Origin of the sequence: Zhengella sp., from assembly GCF_041397485.1 — a bacterium.
Lineage (GTDB): Bacteria > Pseudomonadota > Alphaproteobacteria > Rhizobiales > Rhizobiaceae > Zhengella.
The window spans coordinates 850,960-876,791 of sequence record NZ_JAWKWO010000001.1 but is presented as its reverse complement, the minus strand read 5'-3'; the positions used below and the strand labels follow the sequence as shown (position 1 = coordinate 876,791).

Annotated in this window: 23 protein-coding genes; 10 read left to right on the top strand and 13 right to left on the bottom strand. The window is 66.0% G+C overall.

All coding sequences use genetic code 11. The features are described from left to right. Window positions 1–36 precede the first annotated feature (36 nt). The 5 genes from modC to katG form a co-directional block, all read right to left on the bottom strand. Window positions 37–1,134: a molybdenum ABC transporter ATP-binding protein gene (gene modC / locus R3D65_RS04140; protein ID WP_371274357.1), complete on the bottom strand. Its 1,098-nt coding sequence runs from the start codon at window positions 1,132–1,134 to the stop codon at window positions 37–39. Next, window positions 1,131–1,829: a molybdate ABC transporter permease subunit gene (gene modB / locus R3D65_RS04135; protein WP_371273971.1), complete on the bottom strand. Its 699-nt coding sequence runs from the start codon at window positions 1,827–1,829 to the stop codon at window positions 1,131–1,133. Before modB ends, modC begins: the two co-directional genes overlap by 4 nt. Before the next feature lie 4 nt (window positions 1,830–1,833). Further along, window positions 1,834–2,598, bottom strand: a complete 765-nt coding sequence (modA, locus tag R3D65_RS04130; protein WP_371273970.1) for a molybdate ABC transporter substrate-binding protein — start codon at window positions 2,596–2,598, stop codon at window positions 1,834–1,836. A gap of 99 nt (window positions 2,599–2,697) precedes the next feature. Continuing rightward, window positions 2,698–3,072, bottom strand: coding sequence for a winged helix-turn-helix domain-containing protein (locus R3D65_RS04125; protein WP_371273969.1), 375 nt, complete (start codon window positions 3,070–3,072; stop codon window positions 2,698–2,700). A gap of 142 nt (window positions 3,073–3,214) precedes the next feature. Beyond that, a complete protein-coding gene (gene katG, locus R3D65_RS04120) occupies window positions 3,215–5,392 on the bottom strand; it encodes a catalase/peroxidase HPI (RefSeq protein WP_371273968.1) in 2,178 nt (725 codons plus the stop codon). A 276-nt stretch (window positions 5,393–5,668) separates the two neighbouring features. Here katG and R3D65_RS04115 point away from each other — a divergent pair, with 276 nt between their 5' ends. Then, the gene (locus tag R3D65_RS04115) at window positions 5,669–6,616 is read left to right on the top strand and encodes a LysR substrate-binding domain-containing protein (protein WP_371273966.1); all 948 of its coding nucleotides are present in this window, start codon (window positions 5,669–5,671) and stop codon (window positions 6,614–6,616) included. Window positions 6,617–6,668: 52 nt separating this feature from the next. Here R3D65_RS04115 and R3D65_RS04110 read toward each other — a convergent pair whose 3' ends face one another. From R3D65_RS04110 to eutB, 6 genes are all read right to left on the bottom strand, one after another. Then, window positions 6,669–8,093: a thymidine phosphorylase family protein gene (locus R3D65_RS04110; RefSeq protein WP_371273965.1), complete on the bottom strand. Its 1,425-nt coding sequence runs from the start codon at window positions 8,091–8,093 to the stop codon at window positions 6,669–6,671. A gap of 138 nt (window positions 8,094–8,231) precedes the next feature. Continuing rightward, complete coding sequence (locus R3D65_RS04105) at window positions 8,232–9,602, bottom strand: aspartate aminotransferase family protein (RefSeq protein WP_371273964.1); 1,371 nt, start codon at window positions 9,600–9,602, stop codon at window positions 8,232–8,234. A 22-nt stretch (window positions 9,603–9,624) separates the two neighbouring features. Further along, window positions 9,625–11,103 (bottom strand): NAD-dependent succinate-semialdehyde dehydrogenase, encoded by a 1,479-nt coding sequence (locus R3D65_RS04100; protein ID WP_371273962.1) that lies wholly within the window; start codon window positions 11,101–11,103, stop codon window positions 9,625–9,627. Window positions 11,104–11,220: 117 nt separating this feature from the next. Further along, window positions 11,221–11,718, bottom strand: coding sequence for an Lrp/AsnC family transcriptional regulator (locus R3D65_RS04095; RefSeq protein ID WP_371273961.1), 498 nt, complete (start codon window positions 11,716–11,718; stop codon window positions 11,221–11,223). A gap of 18 nt (window positions 11,719–11,736) precedes the next feature. After that, the gene (locus R3D65_RS04090; RefSeq protein ID WP_371273959.1) at window positions 11,737–12,729 is read right to left on the bottom strand and encodes a cyclodeaminase; all 993 of its coding nucleotides are present in this window, start codon (window positions 12,727–12,729) and stop codon (window positions 11,737–11,739) included. Further along, window positions 12,719–13,726 (bottom strand): hydroxyectoine utilization dehydratase EutB, encoded by a 1,008-nt coding sequence (gene eutB, locus R3D65_RS04085; protein ID WP_371273958.1) that lies wholly within the window; start codon window positions 13,724–13,726, stop codon window positions 12,719–12,721. The genes R3D65_RS04090 and eutB overlap by 11 nt, the downstream gene beginning before the upstream one ends. A gap of 258 nt (window positions 13,727–13,984) precedes the next feature. On the opposite strand from eutB, the gene doeA reads away from it, so the two are divergent. Together doeA and argE are read left to right on the top strand one after the other, a co-directional pair. Further along, window positions 13,985–15,169, top strand: a complete 1,185-nt coding sequence (gene doeA, locus R3D65_RS04080; protein WP_371273957.1) for an ectoine hydrolase DoeA — start codon at window positions 13,985–13,987, stop codon at window positions 15,167–15,169. 4 nt (window positions 15,170–15,173) lie between these two features. Beyond that, window positions 15,174–16,334 (top strand): acetylornithine deacetylase, encoded by a 1,161-nt coding sequence (gene argE, locus R3D65_RS04075; protein WP_371273956.1) that lies wholly within the window; start codon window positions 15,174–15,176, stop codon window positions 16,332–16,334. A 16-nt stretch (window positions 16,335–16,350) separates the two neighbouring features. Here argE and R3D65_RS04070 read toward each other — a convergent pair whose 3' ends face one another. Continuing rightward, window positions 16,351–17,565: a nitrate/nitrite transporter gene (locus R3D65_RS04070; RefSeq protein ID WP_371273955.1), complete on the bottom strand. Its 1,215-nt coding sequence runs from the start codon at window positions 17,563–17,565 to the stop codon at window positions 16,351–16,353. A 306-nt stretch (window positions 17,566–17,871) separates the two neighbouring features. Between R3D65_RS04070 and R3D65_RS04065 the strand changes: the two genes are divergently transcribed. The 3 genes from R3D65_RS04065 to R3D65_RS04055 all read left to right on the top strand — a co-directional run bounded on the left by R3D65_RS04065 (window position 17,872) and on the right by R3D65_RS04055 (window position 21,045). Beyond that, complete coding sequence (locus R3D65_RS04065) at window positions 17,872–18,738, top strand: MBL fold metallo-hydrolase (protein ID WP_371274356.1); 867 nt, start codon at window positions 17,872–17,874, stop codon at window positions 18,736–18,738. A 205-nt stretch (window positions 18,739–18,943) separates the two neighbouring features. Further along, window positions 18,944–20,446 (top strand): IMP dehydrogenase, encoded by a 1,503-nt coding sequence (guaB, locus tag R3D65_RS04060; RefSeq protein ID WP_371273954.1) that lies wholly within the window; start codon window positions 18,944–18,946, stop codon window positions 20,444–20,446. Window positions 20,447–20,652: 206 nt separating this feature from the next. Further along, window positions 20,653–21,045 carry an MAPEG family protein gene (locus tag R3D65_RS04055; RefSeq protein WP_371274355.1) on the top strand — a complete coding sequence of 131 codons (393 nt, stop codon included), beginning with the start codon at window positions 20,653–20,655 and terminating at the stop codon, window positions 21,043–21,045. 9 nt (window positions 21,046–21,054) lie between these two features. Here R3D65_RS04055 and R3D65_RS04050 read toward each other — a convergent pair whose 3' ends face one another. Then, window positions 21,055–22,380, bottom strand: coding sequence for an adenylate/guanylate cyclase domain-containing protein (locus tag R3D65_RS04050; protein WP_371273953.1), 1,326 nt, complete (start codon window positions 22,378–22,380; stop codon window positions 21,055–21,057). 262 nt (window positions 22,381–22,642) lie between these two features. Between R3D65_RS04050 and R3D65_RS04045 the strand changes: the two genes are divergently transcribed. The 4 genes from R3D65_RS04045 to R3D65_RS04030 all read left to right on the top strand — a co-directional run bounded on the left by R3D65_RS04045 (window position 22,643) and on the right by R3D65_RS04030 (window position 25,703). After that, the gene (locus R3D65_RS04045) at window positions 22,643–23,932 is read left to right on the top strand and encodes an RsmB/NOP family class I SAM-dependent RNA methyltransferase (RefSeq protein ID WP_371273952.1); all 1,290 of its coding nucleotides are present in this window, start codon (window positions 22,643–22,645) and stop codon (window positions 23,930–23,932) included. Between the two features lie 97 nt (window positions 23,933–24,029). Further along, the gene (locus tag R3D65_RS04040; protein ID WP_371273951.1) at window positions 24,030–24,482 is read left to right on the top strand and encodes a TspO/MBR family protein; all 453 of its coding nucleotides are present in this window, start codon (window positions 24,030–24,032) and stop codon (window positions 24,480–24,482) included. A gap of 90 nt (window positions 24,483–24,572) precedes the next feature. Next, complete coding sequence (locus tag R3D65_RS04035; RefSeq protein WP_371274354.1) at window positions 24,573–25,031, top strand: PaaI family thioesterase; 459 nt, start codon at window positions 24,573–24,575, stop codon at window positions 25,029–25,031. Window positions 25,032–25,064: 33 nt separating this feature from the next. Continuing rightward, entirely contained in the window at window positions 25,065–25,703 is a 639-nt protein-coding gene (locus tag R3D65_RS04030) for a 5'-methylthioadenosine/S-adenosylhomocysteine nucleosidase (protein ID WP_371273950.1), read from the top strand. Window positions 25,704–25,832 lie beyond the last annotated feature (129 nt).

Sequence of the window (25,832 nt, the reverse complement as noted above, 5' to 3'; positions counted from 1 at the left end):
CGGCAGGACGTCGCGGCTTTGGCGGCGGGCCGGCGTTCAGACCGACGGCGGCTGTCCGCCAATGTCGGCGGGCGCCACGGAAACGGTCTTGATGACGGCATGAACCGGTGCCCCAGGCGCAAGGCCGAGCGCGGCGACGGAGCGGCGTGTGACACGCGCCAGAACGCGGCCCGCCGGCGTGTCGATGGCCACCATGGCGCCGGGCCCCCCGCCTTCGCGGATCTCCGACACCGTACCCGACAGGATGTTGAGTGCCGAAAGGCCTTCCGGCTGTTGCCGGGCGAGAATCACGTCATGGGCGGCGATGCGCACGCGCACGCTCCGGCCTGGCGCCTGGGCAAGATGCGGCAGGAAAAGCACCATGCCGCCGGCTTCCAGTTCGCTCAGCCCGTCCTCGTGATGACGCACCACCCGCGCTTCGATGAGCGCGCCGGCCTCGCGTGAGCCGAGTGGCGTGACGGACGGGTCGCCCAGCACGTCGCCCGGCGGACCCTGGCGCACCACCCGGCCGTTTTCCAGCGCCACGACGGTCGTCGCCAGCCGTGCCACTTCCGATGCCGAATGGCTGACATAGAGGATCGGCACGGCCACCTCGTCGCGCAGCCGCTCGAAATAGGGCAGGATCTCCGCCTTGCGTGCCTCGTCCAGTGCCGCCAGCGGCTCGTCCGCCAGGATGAGGCGCGGCGAGCACAGAAGGGCCCGCCCGATGGCCACGCGCTGTTTCTCGCCGCCCGACAGCAGGCCCGGCCGGCGGTCCAGAAGATGGCCGATGCCGAGCATGTCGATGACATGGTCCGCATTCTCTTGCCGCGCGCCGCGTGGGGCGAACCAGCGGCCATAGGCAAGGTTCTGGCGCACTGTCAGATGCGGAAACAGCCGCCCTTCCTGGAAGACCGTGCCGATGCGGCGGCGATGCGGCGGCAAGGCGATGCCGCGCGCGGTGTCGAGAAGAACGTCGCCGCCAAGGGTGATCCGTCCGCTATCGGGTCGCAAGAGCCCTGCAACGGCCTTGACGATGGTCGACTTGCCGGATCCGGACCGCCCGAACAGGACCGTGACGCCATTGGGCGCAGCGAAGGCGGCGTCCAGCCCGAAACCCTGGAAATCATGCTTCAGCGCAACCTCCAGCATCAGCCGCTCCCGACGCGGGCCGCCACCCGCCGCGCCACGAATTCCGAGAGCAGCAGCGCGGTCATTGCGACGGCAATGGCCACGGCGACGAGGCGCGCGGCCGAGGCCTCTCCGCCCGGCACCTGAAGGAAGGCATAGACCGCCGAGGGCAGCGTCTGCGTCTGGCCCGGAATGTTGGAGACGAAGGTGATGGTGGCGCCAAATTCGCCCATGGCCTTGGCGAAGGCGAGGATCGCCCCGGCAATCACGCCCGGCAGGATCATCGGCAGGGTCACGGTGAGAAACACCCAGGCCGGCGACGCGCCCAGCGTCGCACCCGCTTCCTCCAGCTTCGGGTCGACCGCCTCGATGGACAGTCGCATGGCCCGCACCATCAGCGGAAAGGCCATGATGCCCGCCGCCAGCACGGCGCCGGTCCAGCGGAAGGCAAGGACGATGCCGAACCATTCATCGAGATACTGGCCGATCAGGCCTCGGCGCCCCATGGTCAGCAGAAGCAGGTAGCCGGTGACGACCGGCGGCAGGATCAGCGGCAGGTGAACGATCCCGTTGACGATCTGCTTGCCGGGAAAATGCCAGCGCGCCAGCGCATAGGCCAGGAACAGCCCGAACGGCAGGCTGGCCAGCGTCGCCACGCCGGCCACCCGCAGCGACAGCGCCACCGCCTGCCATTCCTCCGGTGAAAGCCAGTCCGTCACGCGATCACTTCAACACGCTGAATCCCTGTCTGGTGAAGGCGGCTTCCGCTTCCTGCCCCGAAAGGGCCTCGAAAAAGGCCCTGTCCGCGGGGTCGGCAGCATCCTTCAGGAGAAGAGCCGGATAGACGATCGGCGGATGGCTGTCAGCAGGAAAGGCGCCGGCGATGGTGACATTGTCCGAGGCGGCGGCATCGGTTGCATAGACAATGCCGTAAGGCGCTTCGCCGGCGGCGACCAGCGCCAGCGCCGCGCGCACATTGTCCGTCTGCGCGACCGCGGGCGCGACCGCGTCCCAAAGGCCAAGCGTCTTCAGCGCCGCCTTGCCATAGATGCCGGCAGGCACGGAATCGACCATCGCCATGGCCAGCTTGCCATCGCCAAGCAGTGCGGGCAGATCCAGTTCCGCCCCGATGGCAACCTGTCCGCCCCCCTTGCCATGGGCGATCAGCACCAGCGCATTGGACAGGATGTCGCGCCGTCCACCCTCTGCCACGAGACCGGCCTTGTCCACTGCGTCGGCCCAGCCCGTATTGGCGGAGATGAAGATGTCCGCAGGCGCACCCGCCATAACCTGCCTCGCCAGTGCGCCCGACCCCGCATAGGAAACGGTTACCGTATGGCCTGTCTTGGCCTGCCATTGCGAGGCAAGGTCGTCCAGCCCGTTCCTGAGCGAGGCAGCGGCGAACACGAGAACATCATCGGCCCGGACCGGCGCCTGCATCGCAGGCCAGGCGAGGGCGGCCAGCGCCGCAACGGCTAAGCGGCGCATCGGGTGTCCGTTCGTGGACCGCATGGTGGTCGTTCCTTCATCTGCCAAGGCAATATGTCTGGCGGGAAATATCGCAACGGACACACTGGCAGGCAAGCGTTATTTATCGCCGGACATATCGGCCAGCATGGACTGTAACGCGACGATCCGGCCGGCATTGGCGGCCGCCGTTTCATCCTCGATGGCGCGATAGAGTGACAGCACCTGCTCTCCGGCCTGCGTGAGGCTGGCGCCACCTCCTGAAGCCCCGCCGCGCGCGCTCGAAACCAGCGGATCGCGGAAGAATCGGTTCATCTCTTCCACCAGGCTCCAGGCGCGCTTGTAGCTCATTCCCATCGTGCGGCCGGCCGCCGCGATGGAGCCGGTCTGGCGGATGCGCTCCAGCAGGTCTGCCTTGCCGGGGCCCAGCATGGCATCGTCCCCGAAGAGAATGCGCAGGCGCAGGCGTGGCGCGTCGGTCTTGCTCTCGCTCATGCAGCAGGTATGGCAGCAAGGCACGCGCGCTTGCAAGCCCGCGCGCCTTGGCGGCACTTGCGCCAAAAGGAAAAGGGCGGCGCCTTGCGGCGCCGCCCCGGATTGCCCCATCCGCCCCCGGCATGGGGCAGATCCGCCGCCGTCAGGCGGTAAGGTCGAAGCGATCCGCGTTCATCACCTTCACCCAGGCGGCGATGAAATCCTTGACGAACTTCTCTTCATTGTCGTCCTGGGCATAGACCTCCGCATAGGAACGCAGGATGGAGCTGGAGCCGAACACCAGGTCCACGCGCGAGGCGGTCCACTTCACCGCGCCGGTCTTGCGGTCGCGGATTTCGTAGATGTCGCCGTCGCCCTTGTGCCAGCTGTTTGCCATGTCGGTCAGATTGACGAAGAAGTCGTTGGTCAACTGGCCTTCGCGGTCGGTGAAGACGCCATGCTTGGTGCCGGCATAATTGGTGCCGAGCACGCGCATGCCGCCGACCAGCGCCGTCATTTCCGGCGCGGTGAGGCCCATGAGCTGGGTGCGGTCCAGCATCATCTCTTCCGGGCTGACCACATAGGTCTTCTTCAGCCAGTTGCGATAGCCATCGGCCAGCGGCTCCAGCACGTCGAAGGACGCAGCGTCCGTCATTTCGTCGGTCGCGTCGCCGCGTCCCGGCGCGAACGGCACGGTGACATCATGGCCGGCAGCCTTGGCCGCCTGCTCGATGCCCACATTGCCGGCCAGGACGATGACGTCGGCCACCGAAGCGCCCGTTTCCGCAGCGATCGGCTCCAGGACGGAAAGCACCTTCGCCAGGCGCTCCGGCTCGTTGCCTTCCCAGTCCTTCTGCGGGGCAAGACGGATACGCGCGCCATTGGCGCCGCCGCGCATGTCCGAGCCGCGATAGGTGCGGGCGCTGTCCCAGGCCGTGGCCACCATCTCGGCGATGGACAGGCCCGACGCGGCGATCTTCGCCTTCACCGCGTCCACATCGTAGCCGGTGTTGCCGGCGGGAACCGGATCCTGCCAGATCAGGTCTTCAGCCGGAATCTCCGGGCCGATATAGCGTGCCTTCGGACCCATGTCGCGATGGGTCAGCTTGAACCAGGCCCGCGCGAAGGTGTCGGAGAAATAGTCGAAATCCGCCATGAACTTCTCGCAGATGGCCCGGTAGGCCGGATCCATCTTCATCGCCATGTCGGCATCGGTCATCATCGGCATGCGGCGCACCGAGGGGTCGGAGGCGTCGACCGGCATGTCCTCTTCCTTGATGCCGATGGGCTGCCACTGGTTCGCGCCGGCCGGGCTCTTGGTCAGCTCCCACTCGTAGCCGAACAGCAGCTTGAGATAGCCGTTGTCCCACTTGGTCGGCTCGGTCGTCCACGCACCCTCGATGCCGGACGTCACCGCGTTGGCGGCCTTGCCGTGCATGTTCGGGTTGGTCCAGCCGAAGCCCTGCTCGGTCACGTCGGCGGCCTCCGGGTCGGCACCCAGCAGGCCGGCGTCGCCATTGCCATGCGCCTTGCCCACCGTGTGGCCGCCGACGGTCAGGGCTGCCGTTTCCTCGTCGTTCATCGCCATGCGCGCGAAGGTCTCACGCACCTGCGCAGCCGTCTTGAGCGGGTCCGGCTGGCCGTTCACGCCTTCCGGATTCACGTAGATGAGACCCATCTGCACGGCGGCCAGCGGGTTCTCCATGGTCGCCGGGTCTTCCACGCTGTCGTAGCGGCTGTCGCTCGGCGCCAGCCATTCCTTCTCCGCGCCCCAGTAGATGTCCTTTTCCGGATGCCAGATGTCCTCGCGGCCATAGGCAAAGCCGAAGGTCTTCAGGCCCATGCTCTCATAGGCGACATTGCCTGCGAGGATCATCAGGTCGGCCCAGGAGATCTTGTTGCCGTATTTCTTCTTGATCGGCCAGAGCAGGCGGCGCGCCTTGTCAAGGCTCACATTGTCCGGCCAGGCGTTCAGCGGTGCGAAACGCTGATTGCCCGTGCCGCCGCCGCCGCGCCCGTCCGCCAGCCGGTAGGTGCCGGCCGAATGCCAGGCCATGCGGATGAACAGGCCGCCATAATGGCCCCAGTCGGCCGGCCACCAGTCCTGGCTCTCGGTCATCAGGGCATGCAGGTCCTGCTTGATCGCGTCATGGTCGAGCGACTTGACGGCTTCGCGATAGTTGAAATCCTTGCCCAGCGGGTTGGTCTTCGTGTCGTGCTGGTGAAGGATGTCGAAGTTCAGCGCGTTCGGCCACCAATGCATGTTCGACGTTGCCAGGGCGGTCATGCCGCCATGCATTACCGGGCAGCCGCCGGTTTTCTCTGTGTTCTTCACGTCCATGTTTGTCTCCGGTCGTGGCTCGGTTTCTAAAGGAAAGTCACTGGTCAACAGCGATGAGAAAGCACGAAGGCAGCCCGCGAACTGTTCCTTTCGTTCCGGCCCGGATCGCCATGGCAGGAGGCCTGGCGCGTGATCCGGAAAATGCCCCCCTCACAGCCTTGAGCCGCGAGAGACGAAATGGAAGCGCTGGCTTCGGTTCCTCCTCGGGAAGAACAATAGCAAAGCCCGACGATTAAATTAAGTTGGATTTCCTGATTGTCGTGATAAGAATTGCTTATGAGAAACGTCACGCTCAAGCAGTTCCGCTATTTCGAGGCGCTGGCCCGCCATGGTCATTTCGGTCGGGCGGCAGAGGCCTGCTCCATTTCCCAGCCCGCCCTTTCCATGCAGATCCGCGAATTGGAGGAATCCCTCGGTACGGAGCTTTTCGAGCGCGCCGCCCGGCAGATCCGCCTGACCGGGTTCGGCGAGGAATTCGCCGTGCGTGTGCGTGAAATCCTCCGCTCCGTCGATGAACTGGGCGATCTGGCCCGCGCCTCGCATGATCATCTGGTCGGCCGCTTGCGCATCGGCGTCATTCCCACGATTGCCCCCTACCTGCTGCCGCGCATCATTTCGGATCTGTCGCGTCTGCACGAAGGGCTGGAAATCCATGTGCGCGAAACGCTGACATCGCGCCTCGTGGAGGAACTGGCCGCCGGGCGAATTGACACGGCCATTGTCGCGCTGCCCGTTTCCGAACCGGCGCTGACGGAAGTGGCGCTGTTCACCGAGACATTCGTGCTCGTGCGCCCCGACGAAGATGCCGCCAAGCCGGTCCCCGACCGGGAGGGCCTGCGCGAGATGCGCCTTCTCTTGCTGGAGGAAGGGCATTGCTTTCGCGACCAGGCGCTTTCCTTCTGCAACCTGCACCCTGCGCGCCCGCGGGAGCTGCTGGATGGCAGTTCGCTTTCGACGCTGGTCCAGATGGTGGGCGCGGGCATTGGCGTGACGCTCATACCGGAAATGGCCGTCCCGGTGGAGACGGCGTCCGCGCCGGTATCGGTCGCCCGTTTCAGCGACCCGCAGCCCTCGCGGACCATCGGCATGATCTGGCGCAAGTCCAGCCCGCTGATCCGGCAACTGCACCAGATCGCGGATGTGGTGCGCCGATGCGGCAAGGCACCGCGCGTCGCCGTGGCAGGCGGAGACGCCGGTCCGGCGTTCAATGCCGCAGCGTTATGACCGGTTCGTGGCCTTGCAGGAACCCGAGTGCATGGGCCAGGTCGCCCTTGTTCTAGGCGTGAAGCGTGAAGAGGGGCTGGCCCTCCTCGACCGGATCGCCGATGCGCACATGCAGATCCAGCCCTGCCGCCTTTTCCTCCGGCGCGCCTGCGCATTGCGCCGCACGGGCGAGCAGCCGGTTATCCATCGCCTCGACCCGGCCTGGCAGGGGCGCGGCGACGGCATGCCGGAAGCGCGCGGCGGGCGGTGTCCGCATGCCGCCCTGTGCCGCGCAGATGGCCTGGAATTTCGACCATGCCTTGCCGCTGGCAAGCGTCCGTTCCGCAAGCGCTTCTCCGGCACCTTCGGCGGCCTTTCCGGTCAGTTCCAGCAAGGCCCCGGCCAGCATGAGTGCGCGCAGGCGCAGGTCCGATGGCGCATCGCGCGCGTTGCGCAGGACCGCAAGCACATCGCGCGCTTCCAGCGCCGGTCCGATGCCGCGCCCGACCGGCTGCGCGCCGTTGGTCGTGACAATGCGCAGGTGCAGTCCGAATCGCCGCGCAACCGCGATGAATGTTCGCGAAAGGACAGCCGCTTCCTGCGCGCTGCGCACCTTTGCCGAGGGGCCGACCGGCATGTCGATGACGACATGGGTCGCACCGGCGGCGATCTTCTTGGAAAGGACCGAGGCGATCAACTGCCCGTGGCTGTCGAGATCGAGCGCCCGCTCGATCCGGATGAGGATGTCGTCGGCGGGGCTGAGATCCACGGCACCGCCCCAGGCGATGCAGCCTCCCTCATCCTCCACCACCCGGCGCAGGCGGTCCAGCGACAGGTCCACCGGTGCCAGCACTTCTATCATGTCTGCGGTGCCGGCCGGCGAGGTGATGGCGCGCGACGAGGTCTTGGGAATGGTTACGCCGCAAGCCGCGGCGATGGCGACAATGATCGGCGTGGTGCGATTTCCCGGCAGTCCGCCCACGCAGTGCTTGTCCCCGACAATGACCTGCGGCCAGTTCATCCGCACGCCCGTATCGACCATCGCGGTCGTCAATGCCGCGATCTCGTCCGTATCGAGCGGCCGGGCCGCGCAGGCGGTGACGAAGGCGGCAAGCTGGATGTCCGAATAACGTCCTGAAATGATGTCGCCGAGAATGCCGCGCATCGGGTCGTCACCGAGCCTGTGCCCGAAGATCTTCGCGCGCACCTGCGACATGGAATCGATGGCCTCGTCCTTGCGGATCGACGCCATGTCGCCATCCTGCGCGCCGAGGCTTTTCCATGCGGCTTCCGAAAGGGCCGCCTCATCCGGGTCGAGAAGGCTGCCCGAAACAAGGTTGAGTCGCGCGGTCACGGCCCTGCCATGGCACGAAACCCTGAGGCGATCGGGCGGGATCAGGCCCATGTCGCGGCAGGCTGCGCTGTCGCGGTCAAGATAGACGATCGCTTCATCGGCAGCATCGATGCCCGGCCGCCTGAGCGTCAGCTTCACTTCCATGCCGGTCTCTGCCCGCCGCCTTTCGTGTTCCGATGCGCCAGAGTGGGGCGCTTGCACCCCCGCGGTCAAGCATGGCGGGGCATGGTCAATCCGGCCGGAACCACTGCCCCGGCCGGCTGCGTCTTGCCCGTCAGCCCGTCAGCCGAGCACGGCCTTCACCGCGTCGGCGGTTTTCGAAACCACCTCCTCGCCTTCGGCCCGTGTCAGGCAGAGCGGCGGTGCGAAGCCCAGGATGTCGCCCTGCGGCATGGCCCGCCCGATCACGCCGCGTTCGAGCAGGGCCGCCGAGACGGCGGGACCGATCTTGCGCGAGGCATCGAAGAAGCGCCGGTCGTCCTTGTCCTCGACGAATTCCACCGCGCACAACATGCCTTCGCCGCGCACGTCACCGACATGGGGATGGGCCGCCAGCGCGTCCTTCATGGCCGCGTTGAACCAGGCGCCGGTCTCGCCGGCATTGGCGACGAGGTTCAGGCTGTCGATCAGCTTGAGATTGGCCACACCCGCCGCCGCGCCGATGGGGTGCGCCGAATAGGTCCAGCCATGGCCGATGGGGCCGTTCTCGTCCGTGCCCTTTTCCAGCACCGCCCAGACCTTGTCGGAGACGATGGAGCCCGACAGCGGTGCATAGGCCGACGTCAGCCCCTTGGCGATGGTGATGATGTCCGGCCGGATGCCGTAATGGGTGGAGCCGAACATGGTGCCCAGACGCCCGAATCCGGTCACCACCTCGTCGGCGATCAGCAGGATGTCGTGCTTGTCGAGCACAGTCTGGATGGCCTCCCAGTAGCCCGCCGGCGGCGGCACGATTCCGCCCGTGCCCAGCATCGGCTCGCCGATGAAGGCGGCGATGGTGTCCGCGCCCTCGCGCTCGATCAGCGCTTCCAGTTCGGCGGCGCAATGGGCGGAAAAGGCCTTCTCGTCCATAGAGCGGTCGGCGCAGCGGTAGAAATAGGGCGCTTCCGTGTGCAGCACCTGCGCCAGCGGCAAGTCGAACTTCTTGTGGAACAGGTCCAGCCCGGTCAGTGAACCGGTCATCAGGCCCGAACCGTGATAGCCGCGCCAGCGCGAGATGATCTTCTTCTTTTCCGGCCGGCCGAGGATGTTGTTGTAGTACCAGACCAGCTTGATGTTGGTCTCGTTGGCGTCCGAGCCGCCCAGCCCGAAATAGACCTTGGACATGTGGTCCGGCGCCCGGTCGAGCACCATTTTCGCCAGCGTGATCGAGGCCTCCGTGCCATGACCGACATAGGCATGGTAATAGGCCAGCTCCTTCGCCTGCGCGGCAATGGCATCCGCGATCTCGGAGCGCCCGTAGCCGACATTGACGCAATAGAGGCCGGCAAAGGCATCCAGCAGCCGGTTGCCGTCGCGGTCCTCGATATGCACGCCCGATCCGCCGGTGACGATGCGGTTGGGGCTTTCCCCGCGCGCATGCTGGGCAAGATGCGTGGACGGGTGGAAGAAATTGTCCCGGTCCCACTGGTCAAGCTGGTCGTTTTTCAACATCGTCTTTTCCTTCAAGTTGAGGTCATGCCCAGTCGCGGCAGACATATTTGACATCCATGAAGGCGGCCATGCCCAGCCGCGCGCCTTCGCGGCCCACGCCCGACTGTTTCATGCCGCCGAATGGAATGGGGGCGCCGGTCACCTTTGTCCGGTTTACCGCCACCATGCCATATTGCAAGGCGCGGCTGGCGCGGTAGATGCGGCGCGGATCGCTGGTATGGAGATAGGCGATCAGGCCGTATTCGCTGTCATTGGCGCGCCCGAAGGCCTCTTCCTCCGTGTCGAAGGGGGCAATGGCGGCGACCGGACCGAAGGTTTCCTCGCGCATGATCAGCGCATCCGCCGGCACGTCGGCCAGCACAGTGGGCTGGAAGAACAGCGGCCCGGCTGCGTGACGCTTGCCGCCGCAAATGAGCCTTGCGCCACGCGCGAGCGCATCCGCCACATGCTCTTCCTGCTTGACCACGGCCTTTTCGTTCATGAGCGGGCCGATATCCGGGTCGCCGAGACCGGGGCCGACGGTCAGCGCCAGGGCGTGTTCGCCAAAACGGGTGCAGAAATCATCATAGGCGCCACGTTCCACCAGGAAGCGGTTCGCGCCGAGGCAATCCTGGCCGGACGTGGCGAATTTCGCCTTGATGGCCTCGTCAACGGCATGGTCCATGTCGGCGTCATCGAACAGGATGAAGGGCGCATGCCCGCCCAGTTCCATCACGATGCGCTTCACTGTCTCCGCCGACTGCCGGTAGAGCAGCTTGCCGACCTCGGTCGAGCCGGTGAACGACAGCGCGCGCACGCGCCGGTCCGCCGTCCAGGCCGGCACGATCTCCCCGGCATGGCCGGTCACCACATTGAACACGCCCGGCGGAAACCCCGCCCGCTCGGCCAGTTCTGCGAGCGCCGTGGCGCTGAGCGGCGTCTCGTGCGACGGGTGGATGAGCACCGGGCAGCCTGCCGCCAGCGCGGCCGCCGCCTTGCGCACGATCATCGCGTTGGGAAAGTTCCAGGGCGTGATCAGCGCCGCCACGCCGACGGGCTCCAGCCACACCTCGACTTCGGCATCCGGCAGGTGCGATGTCACGCTCTCGATATTCGGGCGCTTGGCTTCCTCGGCATAGAATTCGGCGAACGAGGCGCCATAGTCGATCTCGCCGCGCGCTTCCGAAAGCGGTTTTCCCTGTTCCAGCACCATCAGGGCGGCCAGATCCTCGCGCCGTTCGCGCATCAGCTCGAACCATCGCTTGAGGCAGGCCGAACGCGCTTGCGGCAGCAGCCCCGACCAGCCTGGAAAAGCCGCATGCGCGGCATCGGCGGCTTCGCGAGCGTCCTCTGCGCCCAGCGCGGCGACTTGCGCAATGGTCGCGCCATCGGCGGGGTTTCGCACCTCGATGGTTGCGCCGCTTTTCGCCGAGACCCATGCCCCACCCAGATAGGCGAATGTGCGCAGGAGCTTCGGATCGTCCAGCCGGATGGACCGCAGGCCCTTGTCGCCGTCCTTCATGATGCGCCTCGCTTTGCCGTGAATGCGTTGATGGCGTCACGATAGGGGCGAACGCGGCAGCATTTTCACTGCAATCGGGCAGCGGGTCAGTGGAATTTGCCGAATTTCATGCCGGCTTCAGTGATTTTCACTGGTCCCGCCGGAGGGAAGGGCGAAGGGCAGGGGCGGCGCAGTGTTTTTCACCGTCTTGGTGACGATATAGCCGAAATAGCGCTCGATTCCGACACTGGCATCCAGCAGCCGGTCCATCAGACGCTGATAGGCGTCCACATCCGCCACCACCGCCTTCATCACGTAGTCGATGCCGCCGCCCGTCGCTGCGCATTCCACGATCTCCGGAAAGTCCAGCACGGCGGCCTCGAAGCGGCGGAAATCCGCGGCCTGGTGATTGGCCAGCGTTACTTCCACATGCACTTCCGTCACGGGGCCAAGTTTGCGCAGGTCCACCATGGCCCGGTAGCCGGTGATGTAGCCGGCCTTTTCCAGCCGCTTCAGCCGCTCCACGCACGGGCTGGGCGACAGGTTGACCGCCTCGGCCAGCGCCACCTTGGTCATCCGCCCGTTTGCCTGAAGCGCCTTCAGGATGGCGAGGTCGAACCGGTCCAGCTTGCTCATGCGCGTGCGCGTCCGCCCTCAGGTGCTGATCGTTGTGCCGCTGCCGGCCGCCCGCGTGACGGCAAGCGCATGGGTGGCAATCGCCGTGTCCTGCGCCCCGGTGCCGGTCAGATCGCAGACCGTGACCTGGTCCTGCGATGTGCGACCCGGCGCCTTGCCCGAAATCACATCGCCCAGTTCGACCGGCGCGGCGGACCCGCCAAGGCCGGCAGCCAGCACGCTGCGCCATTCGCCCAGCGTCTCGCATTGGGACAGCCGGTCGCAGACATAGATGTCCGAAGCCGCGATGGCCTGCGGGTCGATCTCGTTCTTGCCCGCCTGGTCCGATCCCATGGCGGTGATGTGCAGGCCCGGATGCAGCCATTCGGCCTTCAGCACCGGTTCACGCGCCGGTGTCGTCGTCACGACGAGCTGCGACTGCGCGACGAGGGCCGCCGGATCGGTCACCGTTTCCGCCGCGATGCCAAGCCGCCCGGACAGATCCCTTGCGCAGTCACCCGCCTTGCCGGCATCGCGTCCCCAGACAAGCACGCGGCGGAAGGGCCGCACCAGATGGGCCGCCTCCATTTGCAGGCGCGCCTGCACACCCGTGCCGATCACGCCGGCCGTCTCCACCGTCTCCGGCGCCAGGTGGCGTGCGGCCACGGCACCGGCCGCCGCCGTGCGCACGTCCGTCAGGTAGCCGTTGTCGAGGAAAACGGCCCTGACCAGCCCCGTCGTGGCATCGAGCAGCACCATCAGCCCGTTCAGGCTCGCCAGCCCCTTGGCCGGATTGTCGAAAAAGCCGGGGCTGACCTTGATGGCGAAGCCCTCGAAGCCCGGAATCCACGCGGTCTTGACATCCACTTCGCCATGCACCGCCGGCAGGTCCATCGACAGGACCGGCGGCATGACGACGCCACCGCCGGCCAGCGCCGCGAAGGCTTGCGAGACCACATCCACGGCGGTCAGGTCCAGTTGCACCGCGGCGCGCAGTTCGGTTTCGGTCACGATCCGGATTTCATGCGCCATACGCGCCTCCTTCTGTCCTTGTGCCGCCCAGATCAACCGGCTCGCCGGCCATGACGGCCATGAACTGGCCCATATCCACGTTGCGGCCCGTGATGAGAGTCGCCACCGGTCCCGCGAGCTTTCCTGCCCTGCCGCTCATGACGGCGGCATGGCCGACGACACTGGCGCCTTCGGCAACCAGCCTGTCCTCGAAGAACAGGGCCTGCATGGCGCGGTAGATGTGGTCTTCGGAAACCAGGATGACATCGTCCAGCAGGTCGCGGCACAGCGCGAAGGTGAAGCGGTTGGAAAGCCCGATGCCGCCGCCCAGCGAATCGGCCAGGCTCGCCACTTCCTCCACCTCCACCGGCTTGCCCGCCGCGATCGAGGCGTGCATCGCGGCACCGCGCTCCATCGTCACGCCGATCACCCGGATCGAAGGCTTGATCGCCCTGGCCGCCAGCGCCACGCCAGCGGCCAGACCGCCGCCCGAAAGCGGCACCAGCAGCGTGGCGATGTCCGGCCGCTCTGCCAGCATTTCGAGCGCTGCCGTGCCCTGGCCGGCAATCACCGCCGCGTGGTCGAAGGGCGGGATTTCCACCAGGCCTTCTTCCTGTGCCAAACGCCGGCTTTCAATGCCGGCTTCGTCCTGGCTGCGCCCGGCAATGTGCGTTTCCGCGCCCAGCGCGCGAATGCCCTCCACCTTGTTGGTCGGCACCAGCGACGACATGCAGATCACGGCGCGAAGCCCCCGCAGGCGGGCGGCGTAGGCAACGGCACGGCCGTGATTGCCAGTCGAGCAGCAGGTCACGCCGGCAGCGCCATCGGGCAATTGGGCAATGGCATTGGCCGCGCCGCGCAGCTTGAAGGCGCCCGTCGGCTGGCAGGTTTCAAGCTTCATCAGGAATTCGGCCCCCGCGAGGCGGGACATGAAGGGCGAGGGGATCATCGGCGTGCGCACTGCCATGCCCGCAATGCGGTTGGCCGCCGCCATCACATCGGCCAGCGCAAGGGTCATCGTGTCACTCCCGTGAGGCCGTGAAGCCGCAAACGCGTCGCAAAGACACGGAAATGTCGCATCCGGAACTCCTCTGGCGCATCCTGTCGGTGTTTCTTGGCAGGGTCCGGAACCTGCGGCTGCAAGGCATCACGCGCGGCCGCCCATGTCAACTTTCCCGGTCTTGTTTTTCGCTTGTCCGCGGCGCTACGGTCAGGCGGCGCTGCAACGCGGACAATGCGGGAAGACCAACACGAAAAACCCCGGGGGGAGCAAACGATGCCGGCAAGCCATTTGCCATTCGAGAAGTCCGAATACGAACGGCGGCTCGCCCGCGTGCGCGAGGCCATGGCGGCCCAGCAGCTCGACCTGCTCTTCATCGAGGATCCGTCCAACATGGCCTGGCTCACCGGCTATGACGGCTGGTCCTTCTATGTCCACCAGGGCGTGCTCGTCTTCCTCGACGAGGATCCGGTCTGGTGGGGCCGTTCGCAGGATGCCAACGGCGCGCTGCGCACGGTCTGGATGGAGGATTCCCATGTCGCCTGGTATCCCGATCACTATGTGCAATCCACGCTCTGCCATCCCATGGAACTGCTGGCCGCGATGATCCGCGATCGCGGCTACGGGTCGAGCCGGATCGGCGTGGAACTGGAGAACTACTATTTCTCCGCCAAGGCTTTCCTGGTGCTCCAGCATGAATTGCCCGATGCCATCCTGGCCGATGCCACCGCGCTCGTGAACTGGCAGCGCGCGGTCAAGAGCGAGCCGGAAATCGCCTTCATGCGCAAGGCGGCGCGCATTTCCGAGAAAATCATCGACTACGTGATCGAGCGCGTCGAGCCTGGCGTGCGCAAGTCGGAAGTCGTCGCCGAGATCTACGGCAAGGCCATTCGCGGCACGGATGAGGACTGGGGCGATTATCCGGCCATCGTGCCGCTTCTGCCGTCCGGCTCGGATGCCGCAGCCCCGCACCTGACATGGGACGGGCGCATCTTCGAAAAGGAAATGGCGACCTTCTTCGAGATCGCCGGCTGTTATCGCCGCTACCACGCGCCCTTCTGCCGGACCATCTTCCTCGGCACGCCGCCAGACCATTTTCGCCGCGCCGAGGCCGCGCTTGTCGAAGGTCTGGAAGCCGGCCTTGATGCGGCCCGGCCCGGCAATACCGCCGCCGACATTGCCCGCGCACTGGCCCTGCCGCTGGAGCGCGCCGGCATCGAACGCTCGGCCCGCGCCGGCTATCCCATCGGCCTGTCCTATCCGCCGGACTGGGGCGAGCGTACCATTTCCATCCGCGAAGGCGACGATACGGTTCTCGAACCCGGCATGACCTTCCATTTCATGCCGGGCCTGTGGATGAACGACTGGGGCCTGGAAATCACCGAGAGCATCCTGATCCGCGACAAGGGCCCGGCGGAATGCCTGTGCGATCGCCCGCGCCAGCTCTTCGTCAAGGAATGAACCGGTGAGCCCGCTCGACAGGACCGTCGCCATCCTGGGCGACCTGATCGCCTATCCCACGGTCTCCGCCGATTCCAACCTGGCGCTCATCACCCATGCCGCCGAACGCCTCGGCGACGCCGGAGCGGCCATCCACATCCACCGCGACCACAGCGGCGAAAAGGCAAACCTCTTTGCCACCATCGGGCCCGACCGGCCGGGCGGCGTCGTGCTGTCGGGTCATAGCGACGTGGTGCCGGCGCTGGAACCGGAATGGGAAAGCGATCCCTTCGCCATGCGAATGCAGGACGGGCGCCTGCACGGGCGCGGCGCCTGCGACATGAAGGGCTTCATCGCCTGCATGCTGGCCATGGCGGAGACCTTCGCTGCGCGCGATCTCGTCCGTCCGGTCCATTTCGCGCTGACCTATGACGAGGAGGTCGGCTGCCTCGGCGCCCGGCAACTGGTTCAGGACCTGGCCGCTGCCGGCATCCGGCCCGCCGCCGCCATCATAGGCGAGCCGACGAACATGCGCATGATCGAGGGGCACAAGGGCTGCTGTGAATACACCACCCGGTTCAAGGGGCTGGAAGGCCATGGCTCGAACCCGGATGCGGGCGTGAACGCCATCGAATATGCCGTCCGCTATGCCGCGCGCATGGCCGAAATCGGCCGTGGCCTGCGGAACGAGCCGGTGCCCGGTTCCCGCTTCGAGCCGCCCTTCACGACCGTGCAGATCGGCCGTATCGAGGGCGGCGCGGCACGAAACGTGATTGCCGGCGACTGCCTGATCGAATGGGAAATGCGCCCCGTGCGCCCCGGAGATGCCGAGCGCGTCAAGCGGGATCTGGCGCTCTTCTGCGATGAGGTGCTGCTGCCCGAAATGCGCCGTGTGTCGCCGGGCTGTTTCATCGAGACCGATGTCATCGGCGAGGTGGCCGGGCTGGAACCCGTGGCCGACAATGAGGCGCGCGACATCGTCGCCCGGCTGACCGGCGCCAATGACTGCGATGTCGTGGCCTTCGGCACCGAGGCCGGGCTTTTCCAGGAGTTCGGCATGTCGGCCATCGTCTGCGGCCCCGGCTCCATCGAGCAGGCCCACAAGCCGAACGAATATGTGGCCCTGTCGGAACTGGACGCCTGCCTGGCCATGCTGCACGGACTGGCCGATACGCTGTCGCGCTGAGGGGCGAAAAGGCGCTTCAGCGCAAGCCGCCCGCCATGCGCGTGGCTTCCGGCAATTGCCGAAGCTTGAGCATGGCCACAGCGCCGAACACCGGCCCGGGCACCAGCACGAGAAACACCCAGCGCCAGCCGCCCGCCCATTGCGCGACAAGGGGAATGAGCCAGATGGCGCCGATGGTGATGGCGAAGCCCACCCCCATTTGCAGCGCCAGCGCCGAGCCCACCCAGCCCGGCTCCGACAATTCGGTGACGGCGGCGGAAAACTGCGCGCTGTCGGCGATCACGCTCACGCCCCAGACCAGCGCAACGGCCGTGAACAGCCAGGCGGGCCCGTCGAAGGTGAAGCCGATGGCAATGGCACATGAGCCGGACAGTGCCAGCGCCAGCGCCGTGGTATGGCAGCGCCCGATCCGGTCGGCCAGCCAGCCGCCGGCCGCCGCACCGGCAAAGCCGATGGCGATGACGAGAAAGGTCAGCGCGGAGGCATTGCCGCCGGCAAGCCGGTTGCCGGCCGCCTGTGCAGCCTGCGTATAGGCCAGGAACCAGCCCCAGACCGCGTAGAGCTCCCACATATGGCCGAAATAGCCGCAATTGGCGAGCATGACCGGCCGGTTGCGCAGGATTTCGCCGATCTGGCCCAGGCGTGCCGGCGCGCGCGGGAACGGGTAGGGGCCTTCCTTCAGCGCGAAGGCGAAGATCAGCGCGGCGGCAAGCGCAAACCCGGAACTCGCCAGCACCACGATCCGCCAGTCGAAGCCGCCGCCAAGCGCGCGCACCAGGTGCGGCAGGGCGGAGCCGACCGTCAGCGCGCCGATCATAACGCCCATGGCGAGGCCGCGCCCGGTGCGAAACCAGGTGGCGATCAGCTTGACGGCTGGCGGATAGACGCCGGCCAGCGCCACGCCGGTGAGAATGCGCGCGCCGATCGCCATCGCAATGCCCGGTTCCAGAAGCAGGAGCAGGTTGGCAATGCAGGCCAGCCCCGCCGCGCCAGCCATCATCAGCCCGTGCGGCCAGCGGTCGCCAAGGCCCAGAAAGGCCGAGAGAAGCGCGCCTGAGACGAAGCCTGCCTGCACACCATTGGTCAGCCACGCCGCCGCGCTCGTGCCAAGCGCCCAGCGCTCCACAAGCACCGGCAAGACAGCGGTGGCCGAGAACCATGTCGTCAGGGACATCAGCGTTGCCGCGCAGATCAGCGCCAGGAAGCGCCAGCGCCCCTTGTCCTCGGTCATCCGGAAAACCCTCCTCCAGTCCGCCTGTACCCTTGGTGTCACGCCAGCGGCAACGGAGCAAGCCTGTCCATGATTCCGCAACGCTGCGTTCATTCACGTTCACGATCACAAAACGCGTGATCGCCTTGCCGCAGGAAAAACCATTGCCATTCTATTTCGCGCGGGAATGCACCAGCCAAAGGGAGAACGCTGATGACCGTACAGACCGACCGCCGCACTCTTTTCAAGTTGGCCGGCCTGACTGCCGCTGCCACGCTCGCCATGCCGCAGATCATGGTCCGAAAGGCCCATGCCGAAACCGCGTCCATGCCTGCTGCCACGGCCTACAACCAGTTCAGGCTGGGCGATTTCACGGTGACCACCGTCAATGACGGCACGACCGTCATGGAAAATCCGCAAGGCACGTTCGGCACCGATCAGTCCGTTGAAACGGTTTCCGAATTGCTTGAGGCCCATTATCTGCCCACCGAAAAGCTGGTCAACGGCTTCGCGCCCACCGTCGTCAATACCGGTTCCGACATCGTGCTCTTCGACACCGGCCTTGGCGAAGGCGCGCGCGGCAACGGCCTTGGCCAGTTGTCTGCCCGCATGGCCGCCGCAGGCATTGCGCCCGAAGACGTGACCATCGTCGTCATCACGCACATGCACCCCGACCATATCGGCGGCCTCATGGAGGGCGACAAGCCGGCATTCCCCAATGCCCGCTACGTGACCGGACAGGCAGAATACGATTTCTGGGCCGACGATGCCCGTGCCGGCACGCCCGGCGAGCGGGTACACAATCTCGTCAAGGCCAAGGTCATGCCGCTGGCAGAGAAGATGACCTTCATCGGCGACGGCGGCGAAGTGGTGCCGGGCATTACCGGCATGGCAGCCGTTGGCCATACGCCGGGCCACATGATCTACCGGCTGGAATCCGGCGGCCGGCAGCTCGTTGTCACCGCCGACACGGCCAATCATTTCGTCCTGTCCCTGCAGCGCCCGGAATGGGAAGTGCGCTTCGACATGGACAAGGCCATGGCCGCGAAGAGCCGGAAAACGGTGTTCGACATGATCGCCGCCGACCGGCTGCCCTTCATCGGCTACCACATGCCGTTCCCCTCCGTCGGTTTCGTGGAGAAGATGGACACGGGCTACCGGTTCATCCCGGAAACCTACCAGTTCGATCTCTGATCGCGGGCAACCTGTCCCGATGAGCCCCGGCCGCCGCGCCGGGGCTTTTCCTTGTGCAATGCAAAATCGGTCGCGCTGATGTCTTTCCATCGTCGCAAAGACGTGGTACCAGCCAGCGCCAATCCTGAAAGGGACTTCTTGAATCGAGTCGGCCTTGAACCGTTGTCGGGCAAGTGCCGCCTTTTGCTATTTGCAGGGACTGGCCATGGTGAAGATCATCGAAACCGCGACAGGCGCAATGGCGCTGACCTTTGACGACGTGCTGCTGCAGCCGGGTCATTCGGAGGTCATGCCCGGCCAGGTCGACATCCGCACGACGATTGCCCGCGACATCGACCTCAACCTGCCGATCCTCTCGGCCGCCATGGACACGGTGACCGACAGCCGGCTGGCCATAGCCATGGCACAGGCCGGCGGAATCGGCGTCATCCACCGCAATTTCACGCCCGAAGAGCAGGCCGAGGAAGTCCGCCAGGTCAAGAAATTCGAAAGCGGCATGGTGGTCAATCCGGTGACCATCGGCCCGGACGCCACTTTGGCCGATGCCCAGGCCGTGATGCGCGCCCACGGCATTTCCGGTATTCCCGTAGTCGAGAATGGCGGCACCGGCGGCCATCGCACCGGCCGTCTCGTCGGTATTCTGACCAATCGCGACGTCCGCTTCGCCTCCGATCCCGGCCAGAAGGTCTATGAACTGATGACGCGGGAAAACCTCGTCACGGTGAAGGAGAACGTGGAGCAGGACGAGGCCAAGCGCCTTCTGCACCAGCATCGCATCGAAAAGCTTCTGGTGGTCGATGGCGAGGGCCATTGCGTCGGTCTCGTCACTGTCAAGGATATCGAGAAGTCGCAGCTCAATCCCAATGCCACGAAGGACGTGCAGGGCCGCCTGCGCGCAGCCGCCGCCACCTCGGTGGGCGATGACGGCTTCGAGCGCGCCGAGCGCCTCATCGATGCCGGCGTCGACCTTCTGGTCATTGATACGGCCCATGGCCATTCGCAGCGCGTGCTCGATGCCGTGGCGCGGGCCAAGAAGCTGTCCAATTCGGTGCGCATCCTGGCCGGCAATGTCGCCACCGCCGATGGCACCAGGGCGCTCATCGATGCGGGCGCGGATGCCGTCAAGGTCGGCATCGGTCCGGGCTCCATCTGCACCACGCGCATCGTCGCCGGCGTCGGCGTGCCGCAGCTTTCCGCCATCATGTCGGCCGTGGAGGTCGCCCGCGCGCAGGGCATCACGGTCATTGCCGATGGCGGCATCAAGTTTTCCGGCGATCTCGCCAAGGCGCTGGCCGCCGGCGCCCATGCGGCCATGGTCGGCTCGCTTCTCGCCGGCACGGATGAAAGCCCCGGCGAGGTCTATCTGCACCAGGGCCGCTCGTTCAAGGCCTATCGCGGAATGGGCTCGGTGGGCGCCATGGCGCGCGGATCGGCCGACCGTTATTTCCAGGCAGAGGTCCGCGATACGCTGAAGCTGGTGCCTGAAGGCATCGAGGGCCAGGTGCCCTACAAGGGCCCGGTTTCCGGCGTGCTCCACCAGCTTGCCGGCGGCCTCAAGGCGGCTATGGGCTATGTCGGCGCCGCAACGCTGCCCGAGTTCAACGAGCGCGCCACCTTCGTGCGCATTTCGAACGCGGGCCTGCGCGAAAGCCACGCCCACGACGTGACAATCACGCGCGAAAGCCCGAACTACCCCGGCGGTATCTGATCCGGCATGGTCCGGCGGTCCGGCGCCTTCGGGCCTGGCCGCCGTCATTCCGCCGCCGTCACCCCCGTGCGCGGCTGAAATGGTCGGTCGATCCCATCTGCACCCGGGGCTTGTTCTCTTTTGCACAGCCGGGCTAGCCTGTCGCAGCCATGTGGCGTGAAACCGGCAAGGACGAGAACGTGAACCAGACCCTTATTTTCTGGCCCATGCTGGCGCAGGTGGCGCTGGTTTACGGCGTCTACATGCTCATTTCCCGCCGCCGCATCGCGGCCGTCAGGGCAGGCAATGCCGAGCCTTCGCAATTCCGCGAGAACCGGGACGAGCCCGCCGAAAGCCTGTTCGTGCGCAACAACCTGGCAAACCAGTATGAACTGCCGGTTCTGTTCTATGCCTGTTGCCTGTCGCTTTATGCGACCGGGGGCGTGGAGCCCGTGCCGCTGGTCCTCGCCTGGCTTTTCGCTGCCTCGCGCTATGTCCACGCCTGGATCCATGTCACGACAAACCGTATCCGCCACCGCCGCCCGGTCTTCATCCTGGGCTTCTTCACGCTCGGCGCGATGTGGCTGTGGTTTGCAGCCCACTTGCTCGGACTTGTCTGAACGGCCCTGTCAACCAGCCGTCCCGGTGGCGGGCGCGCACAGGAACCAGCAATCCGTTTCGCCGACCCCCTTCATGTCCACCGTGCCGCGATGCTCGAAAAGGAAGCGGTTCCGGAGCATGTCCGCCACGGTGCCGCTGGTCTGGATGCGGCCGGGCAGGGAATATTCCTCCAGCCGCGCCGCGATGTTCACCGTGTCGCCCCAGACGTCATAGGCATATTTGCGCGTGCCAATGACACCGGCCACCACGGGTCCGCAATGCAGGCCGATCCGCAACTGGATCGTTTCGCCGGTTTGCGCGCCGATCAGGCGCACCGCCTCCATCATGTCGAGGGCCATTTGCGCACAGGCCGCCACATGGTCGGCCTGCGGGTCGGGCAGGCCGCCCGCCACCATGTATGCATCGCCCACGGTCTTGATCTTCTCCAGTTCGTGCCGGGCCGCCAGGTCGTCGAAGGCGGAAAAGATCCGGTTGAGGAAATTCACGGTTTCGGCGGCTGGAAGCCGTCCCGCACGCGGCGTGAAATCCACCACATCGGCAAACAGGATGGTCACCGTGGCCAGGCCGTCCGCGATCATCCGGTCCGGCTTGGCTTTCAGCCGTTGGGCAATGGTACCGGGCAGGATGTTGTCCAGCAGACGTTCAGACCGCCGGTGCTCCAATTCCAGCGCGTCCTCCGCGCGCGCTGCTTCCGAAAAGGCGAAGAGCACCGTGGCATAGACGAGGAAGAAGGAGAACGGAACGGTGATGAAGAACATGATGTCGGCGAACACCGGATCGTCGGGGATGAAGGGCGCGGGCTTCGTGAAGAGCTGTTCCGTCAGGACGAATCCGGCAAAGGCGATCAGGGTGATCGTCGCCGAAAGGCGCAGGCGATCGGCGCCGAAAATCAGCATGGAGGCGGCAACGCCCGGCAGGAAATAGAAGTGCAGGCCGGAATCGCGGCCGAAATACCACGTGTAGAGCACAGCGAAGACCAGCCAGACGAGGCAGAGATGAAATCCCGCTGCCCAGTCGTTGACGCGATGCCATAGCGGCGTCACCGCGAAGAGGATGATCTGAGGCGACAGCGTGAGCGCAGGCAGCCAGAGCGCGTCGAAATCCCACGCAAGGTAGAGCGCGATATAGGGCACCGTCATCAGCGAGACCATCGCCGAAAGGACATTGATGACGGCCAGCCTTCGGCCGACGCGCGGCGGGTAGGCATGTGTTCCATAGGTAGCCCAGGCCCTGGCCATGCGCCAGAAACCGTTTACCGGCCCTTGCCCCATCGCCACGCGGGTTGCGACCGGTTGGGCCGTCTTGTCGTCATGCCCGGGTGTCTGATGTTTCAAGCCGTCATGCCCCCTTGGCTGCAAGGCCCATCCTATTGCGCCAAAGCCGCTGCGTCATCCTTGAAAAGCAAGCATTTTCGGATTGAAGCGAAAGGGCTACGGCAAGGACTGCCGCAAGGGCAGGGCAGGCTGTGCCGGCACGCCGCCCGATGATCGGGTGTCGCGGCACACGGCCTGCGCCTTGCCGCCTCGCGTGCCGCCGCTTGCAATTGCAGCACGCCACCTGTAGCCAAGCCCTTGAGACAGGAAGGCGAACATCCAAATGCGACTGGGCGGACGGCTGGCAGCGGCCATCGAAATTCTTGAGGACATGAATGCCCGGCGCCGGCCGGCGGCGGATGCCCTGCGCGACTGGGGCGTGTCCCATCGCTTCGCCGGCTCCGGCGACCGCTCCGCCATTGGCAATATCGTCTATGATGCGCTGCGTTGGCGGGCATCGTCGCGCTGGCGCTTTGGCGCGGAAACGGCCCGTGCCGAGGCATTCGGTGCCTTGGCGAGCGGTTTCGGCATGGCGCTTGCCACCATCAATGCCGAGCTGGAGGGCGACAGGTTTGCGCCCGACCCGCTGTCGGGCGATGAACAATCGGCATGGGAGGCGCGTCCGCTGGTGTCGGCGCCCGAGCATGTCCAGGCCGAATGCCCGGACTGGTGCGCACCGCTTCTCGCGGAAGCCTTCGGCGCCGACTGGATTGCGCAGACGCGGGCCTTGGCCGGCCGGCCGCCGCTGGACCTGCGGGTCAATACGCTCAAGGCGTCGCCGGAAAAGGTGGCGCGCGCGCTTGCCAAGGCGGATGCCGCGCCCTTTGGCGGCCTTGAAGGCGCACTGCGCATACCGCCCGTTGAAGGCCATGGCCGCCATCCCAACATCACCGCAGAACCGGCCTTCCAGAAGGGCTGGTTCGAGGTGCAGGATTGCGGCAGCCAGATCGTGGCTGCGCTGGCCGCGCCTGACACGCCGGGCCAGGTGTTCGACCTGTGCGCCGGCGGCGGCGGAAAGACGCTGGCGCTGGCTGCCAGCCAGGGCAACAGGGGCCAGGTCCATGCCTGGGATTCCGACAAGGCCCGGCTTGCCCCGATCTTCGACCGTTTGCGCCGCGCCGGCACGCGCAATGTCCAGGTTCATGCCGCCGATGCCGACCTGTCGCCGCTGGAAGGACAGATGGATCTGGTCCTTGTCGATGCCCCGTGCACCGGCTCGGGCACATGGCGCCGCCGGCCGGATACCAAATGGCGGCTGACTGAAACCTCGCTGGAAAGCCGGACCGGCGAACAGGCCGGCGTGCTTGACCATGCCACCCGTTTCGTGCGCCCCGGCGGGCGCATTGCCTATGTCACATGCTCGCTGTTCCCGCAGGAAAACACACATCAGGTCCGCGCGTTTCTGGAGCGGCATCCGCAATACGCGGCCAGGGATGCCATGGCTGTTGCCGACCGGCGCTTGCCGGCGCTGGCTCCGGCCATGCGGCCGGACGGCCATGGCGGCCTGCTGCTCGCACCCGCGCTCACCGGGACCGACGGCTTCTTCCTGGCGCTGTTCGAGCGCCGCGGCTGATCCGCCCCGGCGGCGATGGAAAGGACCTGCCTCTCGGAACCGCTGCACGCTGGCCCGCGTATCAGCAATGGTTGCAACGAACAACGCCGGTGAAGCCATGGCCCGTTACCTGACACTTGCACTCTTTCTCTTCTTCGTGATCGGCGGCGGCACGCTGATCGGCGTTTCCTCGCCTCCGGGCGAATGGTACGCCGCCCTGCAAAAGCCGCCGTTCCAGCCGCCGAACTGGCTGTTCGCCCCGGTCTGGACCTTTCTCTACATCCTCATCGCCTTTGCTGGCTGGCGTACATGGCAACGCCGGGCGGAAGGCCCGGCCATGCAGATCTGGTTCGGTCAGATGGCGCTGAACTTCATCTGGTCGCCTGTCTTCTTCGTGATGCATCTGACCGGGCTCGCGCTCGCCATCGTGCTCCTCCTGGCCATCCTGGTTGCGGCCTTCATCGCCTTCTCGTGGAACCGCGACCGGATCGCCGCCATCCTGTTCATTCCCTATCTCGCCTGGGTCTGCTTTGCATCGCTGCTCAATGCTTCCGTGTGGTGGCTCAACTGAAGTCTGTTGCGCCGCACAAATTCCTTTGCCATGATCCGTCCCTGAAGCCGGCCACACGGACCGGCGGCAAGGGGAAGGTGCAGCATGCGGATGCCGGGAGGCGACCAGGTCAACCCTGATTTCGAGACGCGGGTGCGCGAGAGCTTTGCCCGCCAACAGGCCATGGCAACCATCGGCGCGGACCTGACGCGCGTCTCGCCCGGCGTCATCGAGATCGAGATGCCCTTCTCCGAACATCTCACCCAGCAGCATGGCTTTCTCCATGCCGGTGTGATTTCGACCGCACTGGATTCGGCCTGCGGCTATGCGGCCTATTCCATGATGCCGGCGGACGCGGCCATTCTCACCATCGAGTTCAAGCTCAATCTTCTCTCGCCGGGCAGGGGCGAACGCTTCCTGTTTCGTGGCGAGGTGACCAAGCCCGGCCGCACGATCATGGTCACCGATGGGCGCGCCTATGCCTTCGATGCGGAAGGCGAGGTGCGCCTCGTCGCCACCATGACCGGCACCATGATGAGGGTGCGCGGTCGCGAGGGCCTGACCGGCTGATACCGTGGACGCGAGAGCGCAAGGGGGGAAGACGTGCCGCATCGCTTGCTCAAGCCCGTCGCGGGCAGACACGTGCTTTATGTGATGGCAGCGGAGCCGGAATACGGGCCGCATCTCCAGGCCCGGTTCACGCCGCTCGTCACCGGTGTCGGCCCGGTCGAGGCGGGCACGCGCATCGGCGTGGCGCTGGCGCGTCTGGAGGCCCGCAATGCCCTGCCGGATCTGGTCGTGTGCCTGGGATCGGCCGGCTCGGCCACGCTGGAACAGACCGAGGTCTATCAGGCGTCTTCGGTGTCCTATCGCGACATGGACGCCTCGCCGCTGGGTTTCGCCAAAGGCTATACGCCTTTCCTCGACCTGCCGCCGGAATTGCCGCTTCCCCATCATGTTGCGGGCCTGGCCGATGCCCGCCTGTCCACCGGCGCCGACATCGTGTCCGGCGCGGCCTATGGCGGGATCGACGCGGACATGGTGGACATGGAAACCTTTGCCGTCCTGCGCGCCTGCATGGCATTCGACATCCCGTTGATTGGCCTGCGCGGGATCTCCGATGGAGCGGCGGAACTGAAGCATGTCGATGACTGGACGCAATACCTCCATGTCATCGACGCGAAACTGGCCGATGCGGTCGACCGTGTGGAACAGGCGCTGGAAGCCCGACTTCTGGAATGATAGCAATGCAGCCCGCACACGGCGCAGGCTTTTGAGGCGCCTGAATCATGGTTTCATGCAGTTGCCACGGCGCGTGAGGCCCTTTCGGTCTTCATCGAGGATCTGACGCCATCGCTTTGAAATATCGGC

Excerpts from the sequence above, each read along its gene's own strand:
- R3D65_RS04040 (WP_371273951.1), top strand. The coding sequence starts at position 24,030 with ATGGCCCGTTACCTGACACTTGCACTCTTTCTCTTCTTCGTGATCGGC.
- R3D65_RS04035 (WP_371274354.1), top strand. The coding sequence starts at position 24,573 with ATGCCGGGAGGCGACCAGGTCAACCCTGATTTCGAGACGCGGGTGCGC.
- R3D65_RS04105 (WP_371273964.1), bottom strand. The coding sequence starts at position 9,602 with ATGTTGAAAAACGACCAGCTTGACCAGTGGGACCGGGACAATTTCTTC.
- eutB (WP_371273958.1), bottom strand. The coding sequence starts at position 13,726 with ATGACCCTTGCGCTGGCCGATGTGATGGCGGCGGCCAACCGCATTGCG.
- R3D65_RS04110 (WP_371273965.1), bottom strand. The coding sequence starts at position 8,093 with ATGGAAGTGAAGCTGACGCTCAGGCGGCCGGGCATCGATGCTGCCGAT.
- R3D65_RS04045 (WP_371273952.1), top strand. The coding sequence starts at position 22,643 with ATGCGACTGGGCGGACGGCTGGCAGCGGCCATCGAAATTCTTGAGGAC.
- R3D65_RS04100 (WP_371273962.1), bottom strand. The coding sequence starts at position 11,103 with ATGAAGGACGGCGACAAGGGCCTGCGGTCCATCCGGCTGGACGATCCG.
- R3D65_RS04090 (WP_371273959.1), bottom strand. The coding sequence starts at position 12,729 with ATGGCGCATGAAATCCGGATCGTGACCGAAACCGAACTGCGCGCCGCG.
- R3D65_RS04115 (WP_371273966.1), top strand. The coding sequence starts at position 5,669 with ATGAGAAACGTCACGCTCAAGCAGTTCCGCTATTTCGAGGCGCTGGCC.
- R3D65_RS04125 (WP_371273969.1), bottom strand. The coding sequence starts at position 3,072 with ATGAGCGAGAGCAAGACCGACGCGCCACGCCTGCGCCTGCGCATTCTC.
- R3D65_RS04055 (WP_371274355.1), top strand. The coding sequence starts at position 20,653 with ATGCTGGCGCAGGTGGCGCTGGTTTACGGCGTCTACATGCTCATTTCC.
- doeA (WP_371273957.1), top strand. The coding sequence starts at position 13,985 with ATGCCGGCAAGCCATTTGCCATTCGAGAAGTCCGAATACGAACGGCGG.
- R3D65_RS04095 (WP_371273961.1), bottom strand. The coding sequence starts at position 11,718 with ATGAGCAAGCTGGACCGGTTCGACCTCGCCATCCTGAAGGCGCTTCAG.
- katG (WP_371273968.1), bottom strand. The coding sequence starts at position 5,392 with ATGGACGTGAAGAACACAGAGAAAACCGGCGGCTGCCCGGTAATGCAT.
- R3D65_RS04070 (WP_371273955.1), bottom strand. The coding sequence starts at position 17,565 with ATGACCGAGGACAAGGGGCGCTGGCGCTTCCTGGCGCTGATCTGCGCG.
- R3D65_RS04065 (WP_371274356.1), top strand. The coding sequence starts at position 17,872 with ATGCCTGCTGCCACGGCCTACAACCAGTTCAGGCTGGGCGATTTCACG.
- modA (WP_371273970.1), bottom strand. The coding sequence starts at position 2,598 with ATGCGCCGCTTAGCCGTTGCGGCGCTGGCCGCCCTCGCCTGGCCTGCG.
- guaB (WP_371273954.1), top strand. The coding sequence starts at position 18,944 with ATGGTGAAGATCATCGAAACCGCGACAGGCGCAATGGCGCTGACCTTT.